Source organism: Amycolatopsis coloradensis, from assembly GCF_037997115.1.
Lineage (GTDB): Bacteria > Actinomycetota > Actinomycetes > Mycobacteriales > Pseudonocardiaceae > Amycolatopsis > Amycolatopsis coloradensis_A.
The window spans coordinates 8,312,777-8,331,132 of record NZ_CP150484.1 but is presented as its reverse complement, the minus strand read 5'-3'; the positions used below and the strand labels follow the sequence as shown (position 1 = coordinate 8,331,132).

The 18,356-nt window shown below is 68.0% G+C and carries 14 protein-coding genes; 8 read left to right on the top strand and 6 right to left on the bottom strand.

The window, feature by feature from the left end; genetic code table 11:
* Positions 1 to 2 precede the first annotated feature (2 nt).
* Positions 3 to 968, bottom strand: coding sequence for an AAA family ATPase (locus LCL61_RS38860; RefSeq protein WP_340684349.1), 966 nt, complete (start codon positions 966 to 968; stop codon positions 3 to 5).
* 134 nt (positions 969 to 1,102) lie between these two features.
* Between LCL61_RS38860 and LCL61_RS38855 the strand changes: the two genes are divergently transcribed.
* Both LCL61_RS38855 and LCL61_RS38850 read left to right on the top strand, forming a co-directional pair.
* Complete coding sequence (locus tag LCL61_RS38855) at positions 1,103 to 2,512, top strand: RNB domain-containing ribonuclease (RefSeq protein WP_340688787.1); 1,410 nt, start codon at positions 1,103 to 1,105, stop codon at positions 2,510 to 2,512.
* Positions 2,509 to 3,270, top strand: coding sequence for a helical backbone metal receptor (locus tag LCL61_RS38850; protein ID WP_340684348.1), 762 nt, complete (start codon positions 2,509 to 2,511; stop codon positions 3,268 to 3,270). Before LCL61_RS38855 ends, LCL61_RS38850 begins: the two co-directional genes overlap by 4 nt.
* A 40-nt stretch (positions 3,271 to 3,310) precedes the next feature.
* Here the strand turns inward: LCL61_RS38850 and LCL61_RS38845 are convergent, their stop codons facing one another.
* Both LCL61_RS38845 and gabT read right to left on the bottom strand, forming a co-directional pair.
* Positions 3,311 to 4,741, bottom strand: coding sequence for an aldehyde dehydrogenase family protein (locus tag LCL61_RS38845; protein WP_340684347.1), 1,431 nt, complete (start codon positions 4,739 to 4,741; stop codon positions 3,311 to 3,313).
* Complete coding sequence (gabT, locus tag LCL61_RS38840; RefSeq protein WP_340684346.1) at positions 4,738 to 6,069, bottom strand: 4-aminobutyrate--2-oxoglutarate transaminase; 1,332 nt, start codon at positions 6,067 to 6,069, stop codon at positions 4,738 to 4,740. Before gabT ends, LCL61_RS38845 begins: the two co-directional genes overlap by 4 nt.
* Before the next feature lie 109 nt (positions 6,070 to 6,178).
* Here gabT and LCL61_RS38835 point away from each other — a divergent pair, with 109 nt between their 5' ends.
* Positions 6,179 to 7,648 (top strand): PucR family transcriptional regulator, encoded by a 1,470-nt coding sequence (locus LCL61_RS38835; protein WP_340684345.1) that lies wholly within the window; start codon positions 6,179 to 6,181, stop codon positions 7,646 to 7,648.
* Positions 7,649 to 7,717: 69 nt separating this feature from the next.
* Here LCL61_RS38835 and LCL61_RS38830 read toward each other — a convergent pair whose 3' ends face one another.
* Together LCL61_RS38830 and LCL61_RS38825 are read right to left on the bottom strand one after the other, a co-directional pair.
* Positions 7,718 to 8,452, bottom strand: a complete 735-nt coding sequence (locus LCL61_RS38830; protein ID WP_340684344.1) for a hypothetical protein — start codon at positions 8,450 to 8,452, stop codon at positions 7,718 to 7,720.
* A 32-nt stretch (positions 8,453 to 8,484) separates the two neighbouring features.
* Positions 8,485 to 9,228, bottom strand: a complete 744-nt coding sequence (locus LCL61_RS38825) for a FadR/GntR family transcriptional regulator (RefSeq protein WP_340684343.1) — start codon at positions 9,226 to 9,228, stop codon at positions 8,485 to 8,487.
* Between the two features lie 164 nt (positions 9,229 to 9,392).
* Between LCL61_RS38825 and LCL61_RS38820 the strand changes: the two genes are divergently transcribed.
* The 5 genes from LCL61_RS38820 (at position 9,393) to LCL61_RS38800 (ending at position 14,937) form a co-directional block, all read left to right on the top strand.
* A complete protein-coding gene (locus tag LCL61_RS38820) occupies positions 9,393 to 10,814 on the top strand; it encodes a gamma-aminobutyraldehyde dehydrogenase (RefSeq protein WP_340684342.1) in 1,422 nt (473 codons plus the stop codon).
* A gap of 20 nt (positions 10,815 to 10,834) precedes the next feature.
* Positions 10,835 to 11,929, top strand: coding sequence for an ABC transporter ATP-binding protein (locus LCL61_RS38815; protein ID WP_425342083.1), 1,095 nt, complete (start codon positions 10,835 to 10,837; stop codon positions 11,927 to 11,929).
* A 28-nt stretch (positions 11,930 to 11,957) separates the two neighbouring features.
* Positions 11,958 to 13,163: an ABC transporter substrate-binding protein gene (locus tag LCL61_RS38810; protein ID WP_340684340.1), complete on the top strand. Its 1,206-nt coding sequence runs from the start codon at positions 11,958 to 11,960 to the stop codon at positions 13,161 to 13,163.
* Between the two features lie 73 nt (positions 13,164 to 13,236).
* On the top strand, positions 13,237 to 14,121 hold the full coding sequence (locus LCL61_RS38805) for an ABC transporter permease (RefSeq protein ID WP_340684339.1): 885 nt from the start codon (positions 13,237 to 13,239) through the stop codon (positions 14,119 to 14,121).
* A gap of 9 nt (positions 14,122 to 14,130) precedes the next feature.
* Positions 14,131 to 14,937 (top strand): ABC transporter permease, encoded by an 807-nt coding sequence (locus LCL61_RS38800; RefSeq protein ID WP_340684338.1) that lies wholly within the window; start codon positions 14,131 to 14,133, stop codon positions 14,935 to 14,937.
* 47 nt (positions 14,938 to 14,984) lie between these two features.
* On the opposite strand, the gene LCL61_RS38795 is transcribed toward LCL61_RS38800, so the two are convergent.
* The gene (locus LCL61_RS38795) at positions 14,985 to 17,975 is read right to left on the bottom strand and encodes a PQQ-dependent sugar dehydrogenase (RefSeq protein ID WP_340684337.1); all 2,991 of its coding nucleotides are present in this window, start codon (positions 17,973 to 17,975) and stop codon (positions 14,985 to 14,987) included.
* Between the last annotated feature and the right edge of the window lie 381 nt (positions 17,976 to 18,356).

Here is an 18,356-nt window from a genome sequence, read left to right as displayed (position 1 = left end):
GGTCAGGCGTCCTGCCGCGCCAACGCCGGGCCGAGCACGAACTCCGGGTCCACCTGCGCGGTGAGGTCTTCCCCGGCCCGCCCGCTTCCCCAAGCCCGCGCGTTGCGGAGGTGGAACTCGACGCCCTGTCGCTGGTAACGCGCCCAGTCCCGCTGCTCGCCGTCGACGGTCGCGAGCATCGAGCCCAGCGTCGTGAGGTTGTGCGCCTCGAGTTCGCCGATCGGGCGGGCGCGGCCGCGTTCGGCGGCGCGGACGTGCCGCGAGTTCTCCATCCAGCCCAACAGGGCGTCGCCGACCTCTTCGCGCAGGAACTCGATGTCCTCGTCTTCGGTGACCTTGTTGCCCACGACGACCAGCCGCACACCGAAGTCCCGCGCGTAGTCGGCGTACTGCCGGTACACGCCGACGCTGCGTACGGTCGGCTCGCACACCAGGAACGTCACGTCGAACCGCGTGAACAGCCCGGACGCGAACGCGTCGGCGCCGGCGGTCATGTCCATGACCACGTATTCGCCCGCGTCGTCGATCATGTGGTTCAGCAGCAGTTCCGCCGCGCCGACCTTCGAGTGGTAACAGGCGACACCGAGATCGTCCTCGTCGAACTGCCCGGTGACACCGAGCCGCACACCGCCGAATTCGCGGAAGCAGGCCTGGAAGATCGGGTTGTCCTCGAACGGCCGGACCAGCCGCGACCCGCGCCCCGGGGGCGTCGTCTTGATCATCGAGGCCGCGTCGGCGATCCGCGGGTTGTCACCGCGCAGGTACTCCTTGATCAGGCCCATGTTGTCGCCCAGCGTCGGCCACGCGATGGCCTCTTCCTCGCTCGCGCCGAGCGCGACGGCGAGGTGCTGGTTGATGTCCGCGTCGATCGCCAGGACCGGTTTCCCGCCGCCGGCCAGGTACGCGGTGAACAGCGACGCCAGCGTGGTCTTCCCGCTGCCGCCCTTCCCGACGAACGCGATCTTCACGCCACGGCCCTTCCTGTCGTTTTGAAAAGGGTATCGGTTTTCATTTCGGTCCGTAACGTACACCCGACCGGCCCGCACCCGAACGGGCGATCAACGGCGCCGGATCGGGATAGGGTTGGGTGGTGCCTCCACTCGTGATCAGGACACACGCGGCGGGAGGGGACTTCGGTCACCTTCGAGCCGAGTTCTCGCTGCCGGAGTCGTTCGGGCCCGAAGTGCTCGCCGAGGCGGAGGCGGCGGTCGTCGACCCGCTCGAGTCTGCGGGGGAACGCGAGGACGCCACCGGCTTGCCCTTCGTCACCATCGATCCGCCCGGCGCCAAGGACCTCGACCAGGCGGTGCTGATCGAGCGCGTCGAGGGCGGCGGGTTCCGCGTCCACTACGCGATCGCCGACCTGGCCGCGTTCATCCCGCCGGGAGGCGCGCTCGACAAGGAGGCACGCCGTCGCGGGCAGACGCTCTACCTGCCCGACGGGAACGTCCCGCTCCATCCGCCGGTGTTGTCCGAGGGCGCCGCGAGCCTGCTGCCGGGGGAGACCCGGCCCGCCGTGCTGTGGACCATCGACGTCGACGCGAGCGGGGAGCCGACGGCGACCAACGTCCGCCGGGCGCTCGTCCGGTCCACCGAACAGTTCGACTACGAGATCGTCCAGGCGGCGATCGACGCGGGCGACCCGCATCCCTCGGTAGCCGCCCTGCCGGAGCTGGGCCGCCTGCGCCGCGAACTCGCGATCCGGCGCGGAGCGGTGGAGCTGCAGCTGCCGGAGCAGGAGATCGGCGGCGACCCCGACGGCGGGTGGGCGCTGATCCAGCGGCCGCGTAACGACGTCGACGCGTGGAACGCCGAGATCTCGCTGCTCACCGGCATGGCCGCGGCCAAGATCATGATCGGCGCCGGGATCGGGGTCCTGCGCACGCTGCCCCAGCCCGACGCCGAAGCGATCGAATGGCTGCGCCGGTCCGCGCAGGCGCTGAACATCGACTGGCCCGAGGGCAAGAGCGTGTCGGAGTTCCTGGCCGCGCTCGACCCCGGTCAACCCGCGTCCATGGCGCTTTTCGCCGACACCACCAGGCTTCTGCGCGGCGCCGGGTACACCGCGTTCGACGGCGAACTGCCCGCCTTGACCACGCACGCCGGGATCGGCGGCGCGTACGCCCACGTCACCGCGCCGATCCGGCGGCTGGTCGACCGGTTCGCCACCGAGATCTGCCTCGCCGTGAGCGCCGGCCGCGAGGTACCCGAGTGGGTCCGCGCGGCGCTTTCGGAGGTGCCGGAGCAGATGACCGCGTCCGACACGCTGGCGGCGAAGGTCGAACGTGCCTGTATCGACCAGGTCGAGGCCTGGGTGATGGCCGAGCACATCGGCGAGGAGTTCGACGCGATCGTGCTGCGGGCCGACGACTCCAAGTCGGAGATCCTGATCGAGAATCCGCCGGTGATGGGCAAGTGCGCGGGCGAGAAGCCGCCCGAAGGCGAGCGGATCCGGGTCCGGCTCACTGCGGTGGACGTCGACAAGCGGAAACTGTCGTTCGAGCGGGCATGATCGACGATCTCGGCGAAGTGGTCCCGCTGCGCGAACCGGCGTCGCGGGTGGTGTCGCTCGTGCCGTCGCTGACCGAGGCCGTCGAGGTGAGCGCGCCGGGAAGGCTCGCGGGCGCCACGGACTACTGCACCCATCCGGTCGATCTGGACGTCCCGAGGGTGGGCGGCTCGAAGTACCCGAACGTGGACAAGGTGCTCGAACTCGAGCCGGATCTGGTGCTGGCCAACTCCGAGGAAAACCGGCCGGAAGACGTGGAACGCTTACGCGCCAACGGGGTTCCGGTCTGGGTGATGGAGGCGTCGGCGACCGTGCCCGGTGCGCTCGCCTCGATCCGGCGGATCCTGACGCAGGCCTACGACCTCGCCGAGCCGGATTGGCTGGTCGAGGCCGAAGAGATCTGGCGGGAGACCTTGCCGGAGCGGTTCCGTGCGGTCGTGCCGGTCTGGCGGAAGCCGTGGATCGTGCTCGGCAGGGACACCTTCGGCGGCGACGTCCTGCATCGCGTCGGAATCGGCAACGTCTACGCGGACCACGAAGAGCGCTACCCGCGTCCGAAACTCGACGAGCTCCAAGCGCGCTTCGCGTCCGGAGACGCGAACCTGCTCGTACTGCCCGACGAGCCGTACGAGTTCACTGCGGATGACGGCCCCGAAGCGTTCCCCGGCGCGAAGCACGTGCTGGTCTCCGGGCGCTTCCTGACCTGGTACGGCCCTTCGCTCGTCGAGGCCCACTCCCACCTGACGCATTTAGTCCTCTGAATGCGGTTGCAGCGCATCCAGAGGACTAAATGCGGGCAGGTCAGAGAGTCAGGCCGGTCAGGACGGTGACGCGTTCTTCGGTGAAGTCCGCCATCGCCGACGCGGGGCCCTCGCGGCCGACGCCGGAGTCCTTCACGCCGCCGTAAGGCATCTGGTCGGCGCGGAAGCTCGGCACGTCGCCGACGAGCACACCGCCGACACGCAGCTTCGCGGACACGTCGAACGCCGTCGGCAGATCGCGCGTGAACACGCCCGCCTGCAAACCGAAGCGCGAGTCGTTGATCCGGCGCACCCCGTCCTCCACCGAGTCCACGCGCGTGATCGACACGACCGGCCCGAAGACCTCGTCGGCCATCACCGACGCGTCCTCCGGCACGTTCGCGAGCACCGTCGGCTCGACGGTCGCGCCGTCGCGCTTCCCGCCGGTCAGCAGTTCGCCGCCCGCCTCGACAGCCGCAGTGATCCACGATTCCACCCTGGAAGCGGCGTCGGTGTTGATCAGCGGCCCGACGTCCACGCCGTCCGTCCGGGGGTTGCCGGTCCCGAGCGCGCGCACCTGCTCCAGTACCTTCGCCTGAAGCTCGTCGTAGACGTCGGCGTGCGCGTACACGCGCTGCACCGAGATGCACGACTGGCCCGCCTGGTACATCGCGAACGTCGCGATCCGCTGCGCCGCGAAGTCCAGATCCGTCCAATCAGGACAGACGAGCACCGCCGCGTTGCCGCCGAGTTCGAGCGCGACGTGCTTGCGCGGCACGCTGTCCCGGATGCCCCAGCCCACCGGCACGGAGCCGGTGAACGACACGACCGGCAGCCGCGGGTCCGAAACCAGCTTGGCCGATTCCTCGTTGCTCACCGGAAGAATCGACCAGCTTCCGGCGGGCAGATCGGTCTCGGCGAGGATCTCGCCGAGCAGCAACGCGGTCAGCGGTGTCGCGGGCGCGGGCTTGAGCACGATCGGCGCGCCGACCGCGATCGCCGGCGCGACCTTGTGCGCCACCAGGTTCAGCGGGAAGTTGAACGGCGTGATGCCGAGCACCGGGCCCTTCGGCACACGGCGGACCAGCGCCAGCCGTCCGGTGCCGCCCGGGTCGGTGTCGAGCCGCTGCAGGTCACCGGAGAACCGGCGCGCCTCCTCGGCGGCCCAGCGGAACGTCGACGCCGCGCGCCCGACCTCGCCGCGCGCCCACTTCAGCGGCTTGCCGGACTCGGCGGTGATCAGCCGCGCCAGCTCTTCGGACCGCTCACCCAAAACTCGGGACACGTGGTCCAACGCACCCGCCCGGACGTGTGCGGGCAGCGTCGCGAACTCCTCCTGGGCGTCGTGCGCGGCCTGGACCGCGGTCTCGGTGTCGGAAGTGGACGGAACGTGGTGCGAGCCCGCCTCGCTTCCGTCGAAGGAGTGGCGGACGACGACGGTCTCGCCGCTGGTGACCGGCTTTCCGGCTACCCAGAAAGGAAAGGTGCTCACTTGGAAGCCTCCGTGCGGACAGCGTGCTCCAGGACCGACAGGCCCTCGTCGAGCAGTTCGGTGGACAGGGACAGCGGCGGCAGCAGGCGGACTACGTTGCCGTAGGTACCGCAGGTGAGGACGACGACACCGGCCTGGTGACAGGCCTGCGCGACGCGCTTGGTCAGGTCGGCGTCGGGTTCCGTGGTGCCGGGCTTCACGAACTCGGCGGCCAGCATCGCGCCGCGGCCGCGGACGTCGCCGATCACGCCGGTCTCCTCGGCCAGCGCCCGCAGTCGCGGTAGCACCGTGTTCTCGATGCGCTTCGCCGACGCCGCGAGGTTCTCCTGGCGCATGACCTCGATCGAGCCGAGCGCCGCGGCACACGCGATCGGGTTACCGCCGTAGGTTCCGCCGAGCCCGCCCGGCGGGACGGCGTCGAGCAGTTCCGCGCGGCCGGTGACGGCGGCGAGCGGCAGCCCGCCCGCGATGCCCTTGGCGGTGGCGATCAGGTCGGGGACGACGTCTTCGTGCGTGGACGCGAACCACTCGCCGGTGCGGCAGAAGCCGGTCTGCACTTCGTCGGCGACGAACACGACGCCGTTTTCGGTGCACCAACGGGAAAGCGCGGGCAGGAACCCGGGAGCGGGCTCGATGAAGCCGCCCTCACCCTGCACCGGCTCCAGCACGACGGCCGCGACCTGGTCGCCGCCGATCTGCTTCTCGATGCGGTCGATGGCGATCCGCGCCGCTTCGGGACCGGACAGCCCGTCGCGGTACGGGTACGACCCCGGCACCCGGTAGACCTCGGGCGCGAACGGGCCGAAACCGTGCTTGTAGGGGATGGACTTCGCGGTCAGCGCCATCGTCAGGTTGGTACGGCCGTGGTAGGCGTGGTCGAAGACGACGACGGCCTGGCGCCCGGTCGCGGCGCGGGCGATCTTCACCGCGTTCTCGACGGCCTCGGCGCCGGAGTTGAACAGGACCGAACGCTTCTCGTGGGTGCCCGGCGTCAGCTTGTCGAGTGCCTCGCACACCTCGACGTACCCCTCGTACGGCGTGACCATGAAACACGTGTGCGTGAACCGGCCCACCTGCTCACGGACGCGGTCCACGACGGCGGGGGCGGCGTGGCCGACGTTGGTCACCGCGATGCCGGAACCGAAGTCGATCAGGACGTTGCCGTCGGCGTCGGTGAGCAGGCCGCCTTCGGCCGAGGTGACGTAGACGGGCAGCACCGAACTCACGCCCGCGGCGACGACGGCGGCGCGTCGCTCCTGCAGGGCGCGCGAGGCGGGGCCGGGGATCTCGGTGCGCAGCCTGCGCTGGGTTTCGGTGGTGACGGTCACGGCCAGACTCCTGCGGACGCGAGGGACGGGGGCGCCCTCCAGAATGGGAGCCCGCCCGGTCCGCGTCAGCTCGACATCTTGTCGATATCGAGGCGTAGAGTTGGACAACATGGCACTGACCCTCGCCGCCCTCGTGGCCGAACGTCCGCTCGGGCTGCGGGTGCGCGCGGCCGAGTCGGGGCTCGACCGGGCGATCGGGTGGGTCCACCCCACCGAACTGACCGATCCGCAGGCCTTCCTCGAAGGCGGCGAACTGCTGCTGACCACCGGCCTCGCCCTCGATGAGACCACGTCGCCCGGGTACATCCGGCGGCTCGTCGACGCCGGCGTGGCGGGGCTCGGTTTCGGAGTCGGCCTCAGCCACGAGAGCATTCCGCGGTCCCTTGTGGACACCGCGGAAGAGGTCGGGCTGCCGGTGCTCGAAGTGCCGAGGAAGACGCCGTTCATCGCGATCACGCGGGCGGTCTCCCGCGCGGTGGCCGCCGACGAGTACGCCTCGCTCGTGCGCACCGGCAAGGGACAGCAGGAACTGACCAGGACGGCCGTCGGCAAGGGCGGGCCCGGTGGCGTGGTGCGCAAACTGGCGAAGCTGGTCGACGGCTGGGTGCTACTGCTCGACTCTTCAGGTGCCGTCACCGAAGCCTCGTCGGCATCCGTGCGGCCTTTCGCCGACGCTGTCCGGGAAGACTTGGCGCGGCTGCGAGCGGGCACACTGGTGACGGTGGCGGCGGAGTATGAGGTCATCCTGCAGACGCTCGACACCCGTGCCCGGGGCGTGCTCGCCGTCGGCACCCGCGAGCCGCTCGATGCCGCGGGGCAGCACATCGTCAACACCGCCGTGTCGTTGCTTTCCCTTGCCTTGGAACAGAACCGTGAACACGTAGGCGCCTTGCGGCGACTGAGGTCAGGGCTGTGCGACCTGCTCGCCGCGGGGGACACCGAACTCGCCACGCGCACGATGAAGTCGCTCTGGGGCGGTGTTCCGGAAGCGCCGTGGTCCGTGCTGGCCGTCGCCGGTTCCGTGGGTGCGCGCCGCTCGCTCGTCGACGCGCTCGACGCCGAAGCGGCCGGAGACAAGGTGTTCTTCGGCGAGTCGGGGGCGTTCGTGGTCGCGCTCGGCGACGTGGAGACCGTCGCCCGACAGGCTTCCCGGATCGGCGGGCTGTACGCCGGGCTGTCCGATCCGGTGTCCACAGTGGACTTCCCGGCCGGGCTCCGGCAGGCGAAACAGGCGGCGGAAGCGGCGAAGGCCGAGCGCTCGTCGTTGGTCCGGTTCGCGGAGCACGCCGGGCGAGGCTTCCTGGAGATGGTCGATCCCCAAGCGGCACAAGCGTTCGCGGACAGCCTCCTGGCGCCGCTGCGGCAGCATGACGAAACTGGCCGCGGCGAACTGGTCGCCTCACTGACCTGCTGGCTCGAACACCACGGTCATTGGGATCTGGCGTCCGCACGGCTCGGCGTCCACCGGCACACCTTGCGCAACCGTATGCGCAAGGTCGCCGAACTGACCGGCCGTGATCTCGATTCTCCCGGGGTGCGAGCCGAATTCTGGCTGGCGTTACAGGTCAGCGCGGGGTGAAGGACGCTTTCCCCGCGTGCGACGCGGTGAAGGGCGCTTTCCTCACATCCGATGCGGGTATGGCGTCCTTCAGCGCTCGGACCTGACCAGGGCGATCGGCGAGTCGCCGCAGCGCCGCAGGTGGGTGCCGGTCTCCGTCGTGACCGGTTCCGAGCCGGCGGACCACCACGCCGGGACGTCGACCTCGCGGACCAGCGATCCGGTCGCCTGGCGCGCGTTGTTCGAGACGATCACCCGGCCCTGCGCGTTGACCAGCGCCGCACGGCCGCCGAGCGCACGCAGTTTCAGCTGCAGCAGGCGCTCGACCTCGCGCACGTAGATGTCCGCGCCGACGACCCCCGCGAACGACCCGTCACGCTGGACGGGAACCGTGAAGGTCAGCGTGTACTCGTCGGTGCAGAGGTAGTCGACGTACGGGCCGTTGATGTGGCGGCGGCCGGTGTCACGCGGGACGGTGAACCACGATTGCCGGGTGTAGTCCAGGAAGTTCTCGCTGTCCGGATCGAGGCTGATGACCAGTTGCACCGGCTCGGCGTCACCGGTTTCGGTCCACCATTCGAAGCCGAATTCCTGATCGGCCAGCGCGTTCGGCGCACTGATGAACCCGGCGCCGACCACCAGGCCGCCGAGGACGTCGAAGACCTGCGGCCGGAGGCGGGCCAGGTCTTCGGCGGTGGCATCGGTGGAGGCGGCCAGGAGCCCCTCGGCGCCTGCCAATAGCGGCTTCAGTCTGCCGAAGACGTCCTCGACCAGGGTGGATACCTGTTCGACGACCTCGGAACCGGCGGACGGTGTGTCGTTCACGATGCTCACCTCGGATGCGCGGATGCCGCAGCTTAAGGGGCCAGAAGGTCTAAATGCACGTCCGCCAGCCGGTCTATCGCTTCGAGGATGTGCTCCTCGGTGAGCTTTCTGGCCAGCTCGCCGTCTCCCTGCGCGATGGCGGCGGCGATCGCGCGGTGTTCGGCGTAGGCGTTCTCGCGGGTGCCGTGCGGCTCGAGCGGCAGCCACAACAATCCCCCGCGTTCGCTCTGCAACTGCACTTCTTCCCTGGTCAGCCGTGGCGATTGGGCGGCCGCGGCGACTTCGAGATGGAACTGGCGCTCGGCGCGCGACGCTTCCGCGCCGGTGGCGGTGCGGATGTCTTCGGTCGCCAGTTCGAGCCGCTCGATGTCTTCGGGCGAACTCCGCTCGGCGGCGAGTTTGGCTGCGGCGCCCGCGATGGCGAGGTAGTGATCGCCGACGTCGCGAAGCTCGGACAGCGAGACCGTGCGAAGGCGCTCTCGCCACGAAGCGGCCGAAGGGTTGACAGGCGTCTTCACGAAGCTTCCGCCGCCTCGGCCGCGTCGCGTCTCGACAAGGCCCTGCTGTCGCAAGGCCACGAGCGCTTCGCGAACCGTCACGGTGGAGACGCCGAACTGGGCGGCCAGCTCGGCTTCGCTCGGCAGCTGTTCCGAATCGGCCAGCAGCCCGAGCGTGATGGCGTCGACCAGCCGCGCGGTGACCGCTTCCGCCCGGCCGATCTGGTCGAGCGGCGCGAACATCGCTGATCGCGCGCTGTGCGACATCCCCTTACGCATGGTGGCCCTTCACCCGTACCGCTACCCGATGGAAGCAATCTTGCCCCATCGTCTTGTCATTTAACATCTGGACTTATATGTTTTAGCTCCCTCGCCGCCCCACAAGGGAGCAAGGGACCTTTGCTATCGCCTCACGCCCCCAGGCCCAGTAGCCAGGAGCTCTCGTGCAGCAGTTGAAGCACTTCATCGGCGGTGAGTACATCGGATCCGCGTCGGGCCAGGTCGCCGGCGTCGTCGATCCCGTCACCGGCCGCCCGTATCGCACCGCCGCCGTCGCCGGCCCCGAAGACGTCGACCGCGCGCTCAAGGTCGCGGCCGCCGCTTTCGAAACCTGGCGCGAGACCACACCCGCGCAGCGCCAGCTCGCGCTGCTGAAGATCGCGGACGCCGTCGAAGCACGCGCGGAAGAGATCGTGCTCGTCGAATCGGCGAACACCGGCAAGCCGATCGCGCTCACCGCGGCCGAAGAACTGCCGATGATCGTCGACCAGTTGCGGTTCTTCGCTGGGGCCGCGCGAGTCCTCGAAGGACGGTCGGCGGGCGAATACATGGAAGGGCATACCTCTTTCGTCCGCCGAGAGCCGATCGGCGTGTGCGCGCAGGTTACGCCGTGGAACTATCCGCTCCTCATGGCGGTCTGGAAGATCGCCCCCGCGCTCGCCGCCGGGAACACCGTCGTGCTCAAACCGGCCGACACGACGCCCGCGTCGACCCTGCTCTTCGCCGAGATCTGCGCCGAATTCCTGCCGCCCGGCGTGCTCAACGTGATCTGCGGCGACCGCGACACCGGGCGCGCGCTCGTCGAGCACGAAATCCCCGCGATGGTGTCCATCACGGGCTCCGTGCGGGCTGGGATCGAGGTCGCCGCTTCGGCCGCGAAGGACGTGAAGCGCTTACACCTCGAGCTCGGCGGTAAAGCGCCCGTAGTGGTCTTCGCCGACGCTGACATCGAAGCGGCCGCTGAAGGTATCGCCTCCGCCGGGTACTTCAACGCGGGTCAGGACTGTACGGCGGCGACGCGGGTCCTGGTCGCCGGCGAAGTCCACGACACGTTCGTCGCCGCACTCACCCGGCAGGCGCGGGCGACCACCACCGGCAAACCCGACGACACGTCGGTCACCTACGGCCCTCTTAACAACGCCGCGCAACTCGAACGGGTCGCCGGGTTCGTCGATCGGCTGCCCGAGCACGCGGTGGTCCACTGTGGAGGTAAGCGACAGGGCGACGAGGGCTACTTCTATGAGCCGACAGTGATTTCCGGCGTTCGCCAGGACGACGAAATCAGCCAGACGGAGATCTTTGGCCCGGTCATCACCGTGCAGCGCTTCGAGACCGAAGCCGAGGCACTCGCCGCGTCCAACGGCGTCGAGTACGCGCTCGCGTCGTCGGTGTGGACCACCGACCACCAGCGGGCGATGCGGCTGGCCCGGAAGCTCGACTTCGGCTGCGTGTGGATCAACACGCATATCCCGCTGGTCGCCGAAATGCCGCACGGCGGCTTCAAGAAGTCCGGCTACGGCAAGGACCTCTCGCTCTACGGCCTCGAGGACTACACCCGCGTCAAGCACGTGATGAGCGCGCTGTGACGACCACCGAAAGGCACGCCATGCCTCATCAAGCGCCCACTTCCGCCGAGGGGGAGCAAGGGACCTTTGCTATCACTTCCGCAGGTGGAGGCGCGATTCCGGCCATCCGGCTGCGCGGGTTGCGCAAGGAGTTCGGTCAGGTCCACGCGGTCGACGGCGTCGACCTCGACATCCCGCCCGGTGAGTTCTTCTCGATGCTCGGCCCCTCCGGCTCGGGCAAGACGACGGTCCTCCGCATGATCGCCGGCTTCGAGCTCCCGACGGCGGGCACGATCGAACTGCACGGCCGCGACGTCAGCCGTCTCGCGCCCTTCGACCGTGACGTCAACACCGTCTTCCAGGACTACGCGCTCTTCCCGCACATGACAGTCCAGCAGAACGTCGAGTACGGCCTCCGGGTGAAGCGCGTCCCCCGCGCGGAGCGACGTCAGCGCGCGAAAGAGGCTCTCGACACCGTCCGGCTCGGCGAGTTCGGCGAGCGCAAACCCGACCAGCTCTCCGGCGGCCAGCGTCAGCGCGTCGCGCTCGCCAGGGCACTGGTCAACCGGCCGAAGGTGCTCCTGCTCGACGAACCGCTCGGCGCGCTCGACCTGAAACTGCGCCACACCATGCAGACCGAGCTGAAGCAGATCCAGCGCGACGTCGGCATCACGTTCATCTTCGTCACCCACGACCAGGACGAGGCGTTGACGATGAGCGACCGCATCGCGGTGTTCAACGCCGGCCGCATCGAACAGGTCGGCTCACCGGTCGAGGTCTACGAACGGCCCGCGTCGGCGTTCGTCGCCGGCTTCGTCGGCACCTCGAACCTGCTCAGCGGCGGCGGCGCCGAGAACATCATCGGCAAACCCGGTGTGTTCAGCATCCGCCCCGAAAAGATCCGCATCGACGCCGATCTCTCGAAATCCGCGGAGGTCGGCGAGACCAGCGCCACCGGCACCGTCACCAACACCGTCTACGCCGGCGCGACCGTGCGCTACGAGGTGACCCTTGACGCCGGCGGCCAGCTCTCCGTGGTCCGGCAGAACACCGCCGAATCCGCGGACTTCGAGGGCGGCCGTGTCCGTCTGAGCTGGCGTCATGAACACAGCTTCCGCGTCCCCGAAGCCGGTTAGCCCTCCCCAGCACCGAAAGGTTTGTTCAATGAAGAACAGGAAACTCGCGCTCGCCGGCCTGCTCGGCGCCGGCCTGCTCGTGGCCGCCTGCGGAACGTCCGGGTCGAGTTCGACCGCCGCCGCGCCCGGCGGGCAGGGCTTCACTCCGCCGAAGCTCGACGCGCTCGCGCAACTCGGCCAGCCGGAAGGGCAGGTCAATGTGCTGGCCTGGCCCGGCTACGCCGAGAACGGTTCGAACGACCCGGCCGTCGACTGGGTCACCGGCTTCGAGAAGGAGACCGGCTGCAAGGTCAACGTCAAGGCGTTCGGCACCTCCGACGAAGCCGTGAGTCTGATGAAGACCGGACAGTACGACGTCATCTCCGCCTCCGGTGACGCTTCGCTGCGGCTCATCGCGTCCGGCGACGTCGAACCGGTGAACACCGCGCTAGTGCCGAACTACGCAGACGTCTTCGACTTCCTCAAGAACCGCCCGTGGAACAGCGTGAACAACGTGTCCTACGGCGTGCCGCACGGCTGGGGCGCGAACCTGCTCACCTGGCGCACCGACAAGGTGACCCCGGCGCCGACGTCGTGGTCCGTCATGTTCGACGCGAACAGCCCGTACAAGGGCAAGATCACCGCCTACGACTCGCCGATCTACATCGCCGACGCCGCGCTGTACCTGCAGACGCACAAACCCGAACTCGGCATCAAAAACCCGTACGCCTTGGACGACAAGCAGTTCCAGGCCGCCGTCGACCTGCTCAAGCAGCAGCGCCCGATGGTGGCGGAGTACTGGTCGGACTACCTGAAGGAGAGCCAGGCGCTCAAGAGCGGCGACGCCGTCGTCGGCACCGCCTGGCAGGTGACGGTGAACCTGACCAAGAGCGAGGGCGCACCGGTCGAGTCCGTGCTGCCGTCCGAGGGCGCGACCGGCTGGTCGGACACCTGGATGGTGGGCGCGAAGTCGCCGCACAAGACGTGCTCCTACAAGTGGCTGAACCACATCGTCAGCCCGAAGGCGAACGCGCAGGTGGCCGAGTACTTCGGTGAATCGCCCTCGAACCCCAAGGCGTGCGCCGAAACCAAGAACAAGGCGCACTGCGAGACCTTCCACGCCGGTGACGCCGCATACGCCTCGAAGATCCAGTACTGGACGACGCCGATCGCGCAGTGCCTCGACGGCCGCACCGACGTCAAGTGCAAGGACTACGGCGAGTGGACCCGCGCCTGGACCGAGATCAAGGGCTGACCTCCCGAACCCCGGGAGCGGCCGGTGAGCCCCCACGCCGGCCGCTCCCGGTCCCATTCCTAGGTGGAAAAAGATGACGACCACCCTCGATTCGCCAAGGCGGAAAGCCTCCGCCTTCCTGTACCGCAAACCCAGGCTGCGACTGGGAATTCTGCTCTCCGCGCCGATGCTGTGGCTCGGCCTCGCCTACCTCGGCGCGCTGGCCGCGCTGTTCGTGACCGCGTTCTGGAGCACCGACGTCTTCACCGGCCAGGTCGTCACCGAGTGGTCACTGAACAACTTCGTCACCCTGTTCAGCGACGCGGTGTATCGCACGATCACCCTCCGGACGGTCGGGATCGCCGCACTCGTCACGGTGGTCACCGCGATCATCGCCTTCCCGATGGCGTTCTACATGGCCAAATTCGCCTCGCCGAGGGCACGGCGCCTCCTGGTCATCGCCGTCATGACGCCGCTGTGGGCCAGCTACCTGGTGAAGGCCTACGCCTGGCGGACCATGTTGTCCGGCAACGGGGTCCTGCACTGGCTGCTGAACCCGTTCGGCCTCGACACCCCCGGTTACGGCGTTCTCGCGACCGTGATCACCCTGTCGTATCTCTGGCTGCCGTACATGATCCTGCCGATTTACGCGGGCCTGGAACGGCTGCCGAACTCGCTGGTGGACGCCTCGGGCGACCTCGGCGCCCGGCCGTTCAGGACGTTCCGCTCGGTGGTGCTGCCGGTGACCTTCCCGGCCGTCGTCGCCGGCTCGATCTTCACGTTCTCGTTGTCGCTGGGCGACTACATCGCGGTGAAGATCGTCGGCGGCACGTCGCAGATGCTCGGCAACGTCGTCTACGACAACATCGGCGCGGCCAACAACCTGCCGTTCGCGGCGACCGTCGCGACCGTACCCGTGGTGATCATGCTCGCCTACCTCGCCGCCGTGCGCCGCACGGGCGCGCTGGACAACCTGTAGGAGCGCGCGATGCGGCTTTCCTGGACGACCAAATACCTGCTGCTCGCGGCGCTGGTGCTCGGCCTCGCGGTGATCTACTTCCCGCTGCTGGTGGTCCTGCTCAATTCGTTCAACGCCGACACCACCTTCGGCTGGCCGCCGTCCAGTTTCACCCTCGAATGGTGGGGCCGGGCCGCGGAGAACGAAGGCGCGCTGAACGCGCTCGGCACGAGTGTCCAAGCAGGACTCGCCGCGACCGCGATCGCCTTGGTACTCGGCACTATGGCGGCCTTCGCGCTGCAGAAGTACCGCTTCTTCGGCCGCAACCAGGTGTCGCTGCTGATCATCCTGCCGATCGCGCTGCCCGGCATCGTCACCGGTATCGCGCTGAACAACGCATTCCGCACCATCCTCGGCATCGATCTCGGCCTGTTCACCGCGATCGTCGCGCACGCGACATTCTGCATCGTGGTGGTGTTCAACAACGTCGTCGCCCGCCTGCGGCGGATGGGCGGCAACCTCGAAGAGGCGTCGATGGACCTCGGCGCCGACGGGCTCACGACGTTCCGGCTGGTGACCTTCCCGATGCTGCGTTCGGCCCTGCTGGCCGGCGGACTGCTCGCCTTCGCCTTGTCGTTCGACGAAATCATCGTCACGACGTTCACCCTCGGGACCGGGCTGGAGACCTTGCCGATCTGGATCCTGAACAACCTGTTCCGGCCGAACCAGGCACCGATCGTCAATGTCGTGGCGGCGGTGCTGATCCTGGCTTCGACCGTGCCGGTCTATCTGGCGCAACGGCTTTCTGGCGACACGACGTCGGGCGGACGGCTGTAGGCAGCAAAACGCCGGTGCGACCCTCGCGGGCCGCACCGGCGTTTCACTCAGTACCGGCGGTCTTCGAGCGCACCCGTCGTACTGTTGTAAGTGATGTAGCCGTACTGGAAGTCGCTGCGGTAACCGGTCGGCGTCTTGTATTCACCGCTGATCGGGAAGCCGAGATACGACGTCTCCCAGCCGAGATCCCGCCAACGCAGCCGGATCATTCCCTTGACCTCCCAGGCGACGTTCGTTCCCGAACGCCAGTAGATCGAATGCTCGAAGCCACCCTGGCGGAAGTGGTTGTACTTCCCGGTGCTCCCGGGCGTCCACGTCTCGTCGGTGATGGGGTAGCCGACACCGGTTTGCCAGCCGGTCGCCGCGAAACGGTCACGGATCGATCCGTGCACTTCGAAGGCGTCCGTCGACGGTGACCAGTAGATCGAGCCGTTGCCGCTGAAGTGGGTGTATCGACCGACGTTGTCCGGCGTGGCCACTTCGTCGGTCGTCGGGTAACCAAAGAACCTTTCCCATCCCAGTGAACGCCACTTCTGCCAGATCCGGCCCATCACGTAATGCGCGCCGGTCGCCGCGGTCCAGTAGATCGAGGCGTTGTTGTTGTTGAAGTGATTGACGCGGCCGATGCCGTCCGGTGTGGTCAGCTGGTCGGTGGTCGGGAAGCCGAGCGGCCCGGCCTCGCCGTTGGTCGCCTGCCACTTCGCCCGGATCTCGCCGTGGATCGCCATGGCCCCGATGCTCGAGGTCCAGTAGATGGAGCCGACGCCGGTGGTCGGACCGCCGGTGAAATCGTTGTAGCGGCCGTTGTTCGCCCGTGCCACCAGTTCGTCCGTGGACGGAGAACCGAGGAACGCGTGTGCCCCGAGCGTGACGTATTTCGTCAGGATCTCTCCGGAGACGGTTTTGACGCCGTACTGCTCTGTCCAATACAGACGGCCTGTGGTGTAAAGCTGCCAGTGCCCATCACCTTCTATGAGCTCCAGTCCCACCGGAGTGCCTACGAGCGTCCGGAGGGGAGCTTCGTCCGCATAGCGCTTCTGGATGGGGGTCTGGTACTCCGCACGGAGGGTGAGTCCCGCGACGGGCATCTGGATCTGACGGACCGGCTCGGTGCTCTGGTTGTCCGGCCACTTGACGAAGTTCGCCGCGTCCAGGGATTTGGAAGGAGCGGAGATCTGGACGGGGGAGTTCACGGTCACCAGCCGGTTGGCGCTCTCGTTCACCCCGATCTTGACCTGCGCCGGACGGTTGCCGGCGACGGCCAACCGAGCCGTCCGGGGGTTGACGGTATACCGCTGACTCGTGATGACGCCCCGGCCGTTCTCCGCCGTCCCGATGACCACGACACGGGTATCGGTCTCGTTCGGGAAAGCGAACGAGAAGGTGGGGCCCGTGCCGGTACGCAGTGTGGTGTATTCGCAGGTGTTGCTCTGGGGACAGCGCATCCGCTCGGCCCGCCACTTCACGGCAAGCGGTCCATCGGTGGGGTCCTCGGCCGAGGAAACACCCACGGAGACTGTTTCGCCGCCGGAAAAGACGGTGTTCGGGGCAGGAGCCGCGAGCGAGAGCACAGGGGTGGCTTCACCGGGAACGAAGGTCTGGCTGGTGTTCGTCACCGCACCGTGCGCGTCGCTCACCGTGAGACCGACCGTCACCGTGTCACCGGTCGAGTACGTGTGTTCCACGACCTGTCCGCTACCGGTGGTGCCGTCCCCGAAGGTCCATTTGTAGTCGAGGGTGTCCAGGTCCGGGTCGCTCGACCCTCCCGCGTCGAGTGAGATCTTCTTCGTGTCCGGAGTCACGGTTCCGGTGAACGCCGCGACGGGAGCCTTGTTCGCAGGCTTGTAGCTCAACCTGCGCAGTTTGGAAGACGCGGAGTCGGCCAGCACGATGTCGCCGTTCGGTGCCGTCAGCACAGAGACCGGATCGCCGATGTCGGAGGCGATCGCGTTGATCGCCTGGGTGACCTTGCCCCCGGCGTCGAACGCGAAAGTCGAAAGCGTGTGCCCGCTCTTGTTGGCTACGAAATGAAGTCCCCGGTAAACCTCAGGATACGAAGTCCCAGTGTAGGGAACTCCGCCGACGAGGGTATCCGTCGCTCCCTGTGTCGCCTCACTGACTGGTGCGGAGTTCGCGACGTTGGCGCATTCCGGGAGGTCGCGATAGCCAGGCGCACGCGTGGTCCCTTCCCAGCACGGCCATTTCAAGTTCTGACCGGGGAAGGCGAGGTTCGCTTCGCTGCGGGCCGCCCAGCCGATGTCGGTGACGACGACGCCGCCTCGCGGATCCACCGCGATTCGAGGATCGCGCAGTCCGCTCGTGTAGTTGCGGCTACGCCAGGACGTCGGAGCTCCCGGGTCGTAGAACGGGTTGTCCACCCGCCCTTTGCCGTCCGTGCCCACGCGGAGCACCTTGCCCGTTGGCTGAGCCGGGTCCAGTGCTCGCAGGGCGAACTTGTCCACGTTGTCCTTGGTCGCACCGGCCGGAGCCTGAACGGTCGCGTTGTCCCCGACAGCGACCCAGAGGACGTCGCCGCCGGGATCCACGACGACGTCCTGGATTCCCTTGCTGTCGGCGTTGACCGGGAACTCCAGGACGGGGATCTCGTCCGCGAGTCCCGTCGGTGCGCCCACCCCCTCCGCCCGCCATTTGCTGAGGCGGAACACCTGAGTGGACGTACCGGTCGTGAGTGCCCGAGTGGTATAGACCGTTCGACTGGTGGTGAAGTCCGGTGCCACCGCGATGCCCGTGAGGCCGAGCGAACCGGTGGTGTGCACCGGAAGGGAGGCGATCCGTACCGGCTGGCCGCCTCGCGGTACCAGTTGTACCGACCCCAGGCGGCCGGTGGTCAGCGCACTTCCGTCCGGAAGGTAGGTGGCGTCGGTGAGGTCTCCGGCCTGCTGGCCGGTGGGTGTGTCGATCAGGGCGAACCCCGTGGGGAGTGCCGGTGCGGCTTGTGCCGGGGGTGCCGTGGTGACCACGGTGCCGAGCAGCACCGTGGCGGCCGCGGAGACGACCAGGGATCTTCGAGTCCGCATTGGACCTTCCTTCTCCGAATACGGAGAGTGCCATGCGCGGAAAGTGCTCACGAACGCACAAAAAATCGCGACGACGCGACAGAGTTGCCCATTCTGTAACGCGACGCGACCTTCCGCCCCCAGCGCCCTCGTTTCTGGCTATGAGCACGCCGGACGCTAGCGGCTGGTCAGAGTGCCGTCATTCGGCCGAAAGTGTGATTCGAGCTTCCCTCGCGAAGATTTGTGATCTAGCTCATCTTCGGCTAACGCGCAAATTAACTCATCGAACACATGATCGATGATCGTTCGGCCATCCACAAGTGTTCATTCGGCCACGGCCATTCGGCCCAAAATCGGTAAAAGACCTTGCCGGACGTCTCGCCGCCCAGCAATATCAACTCG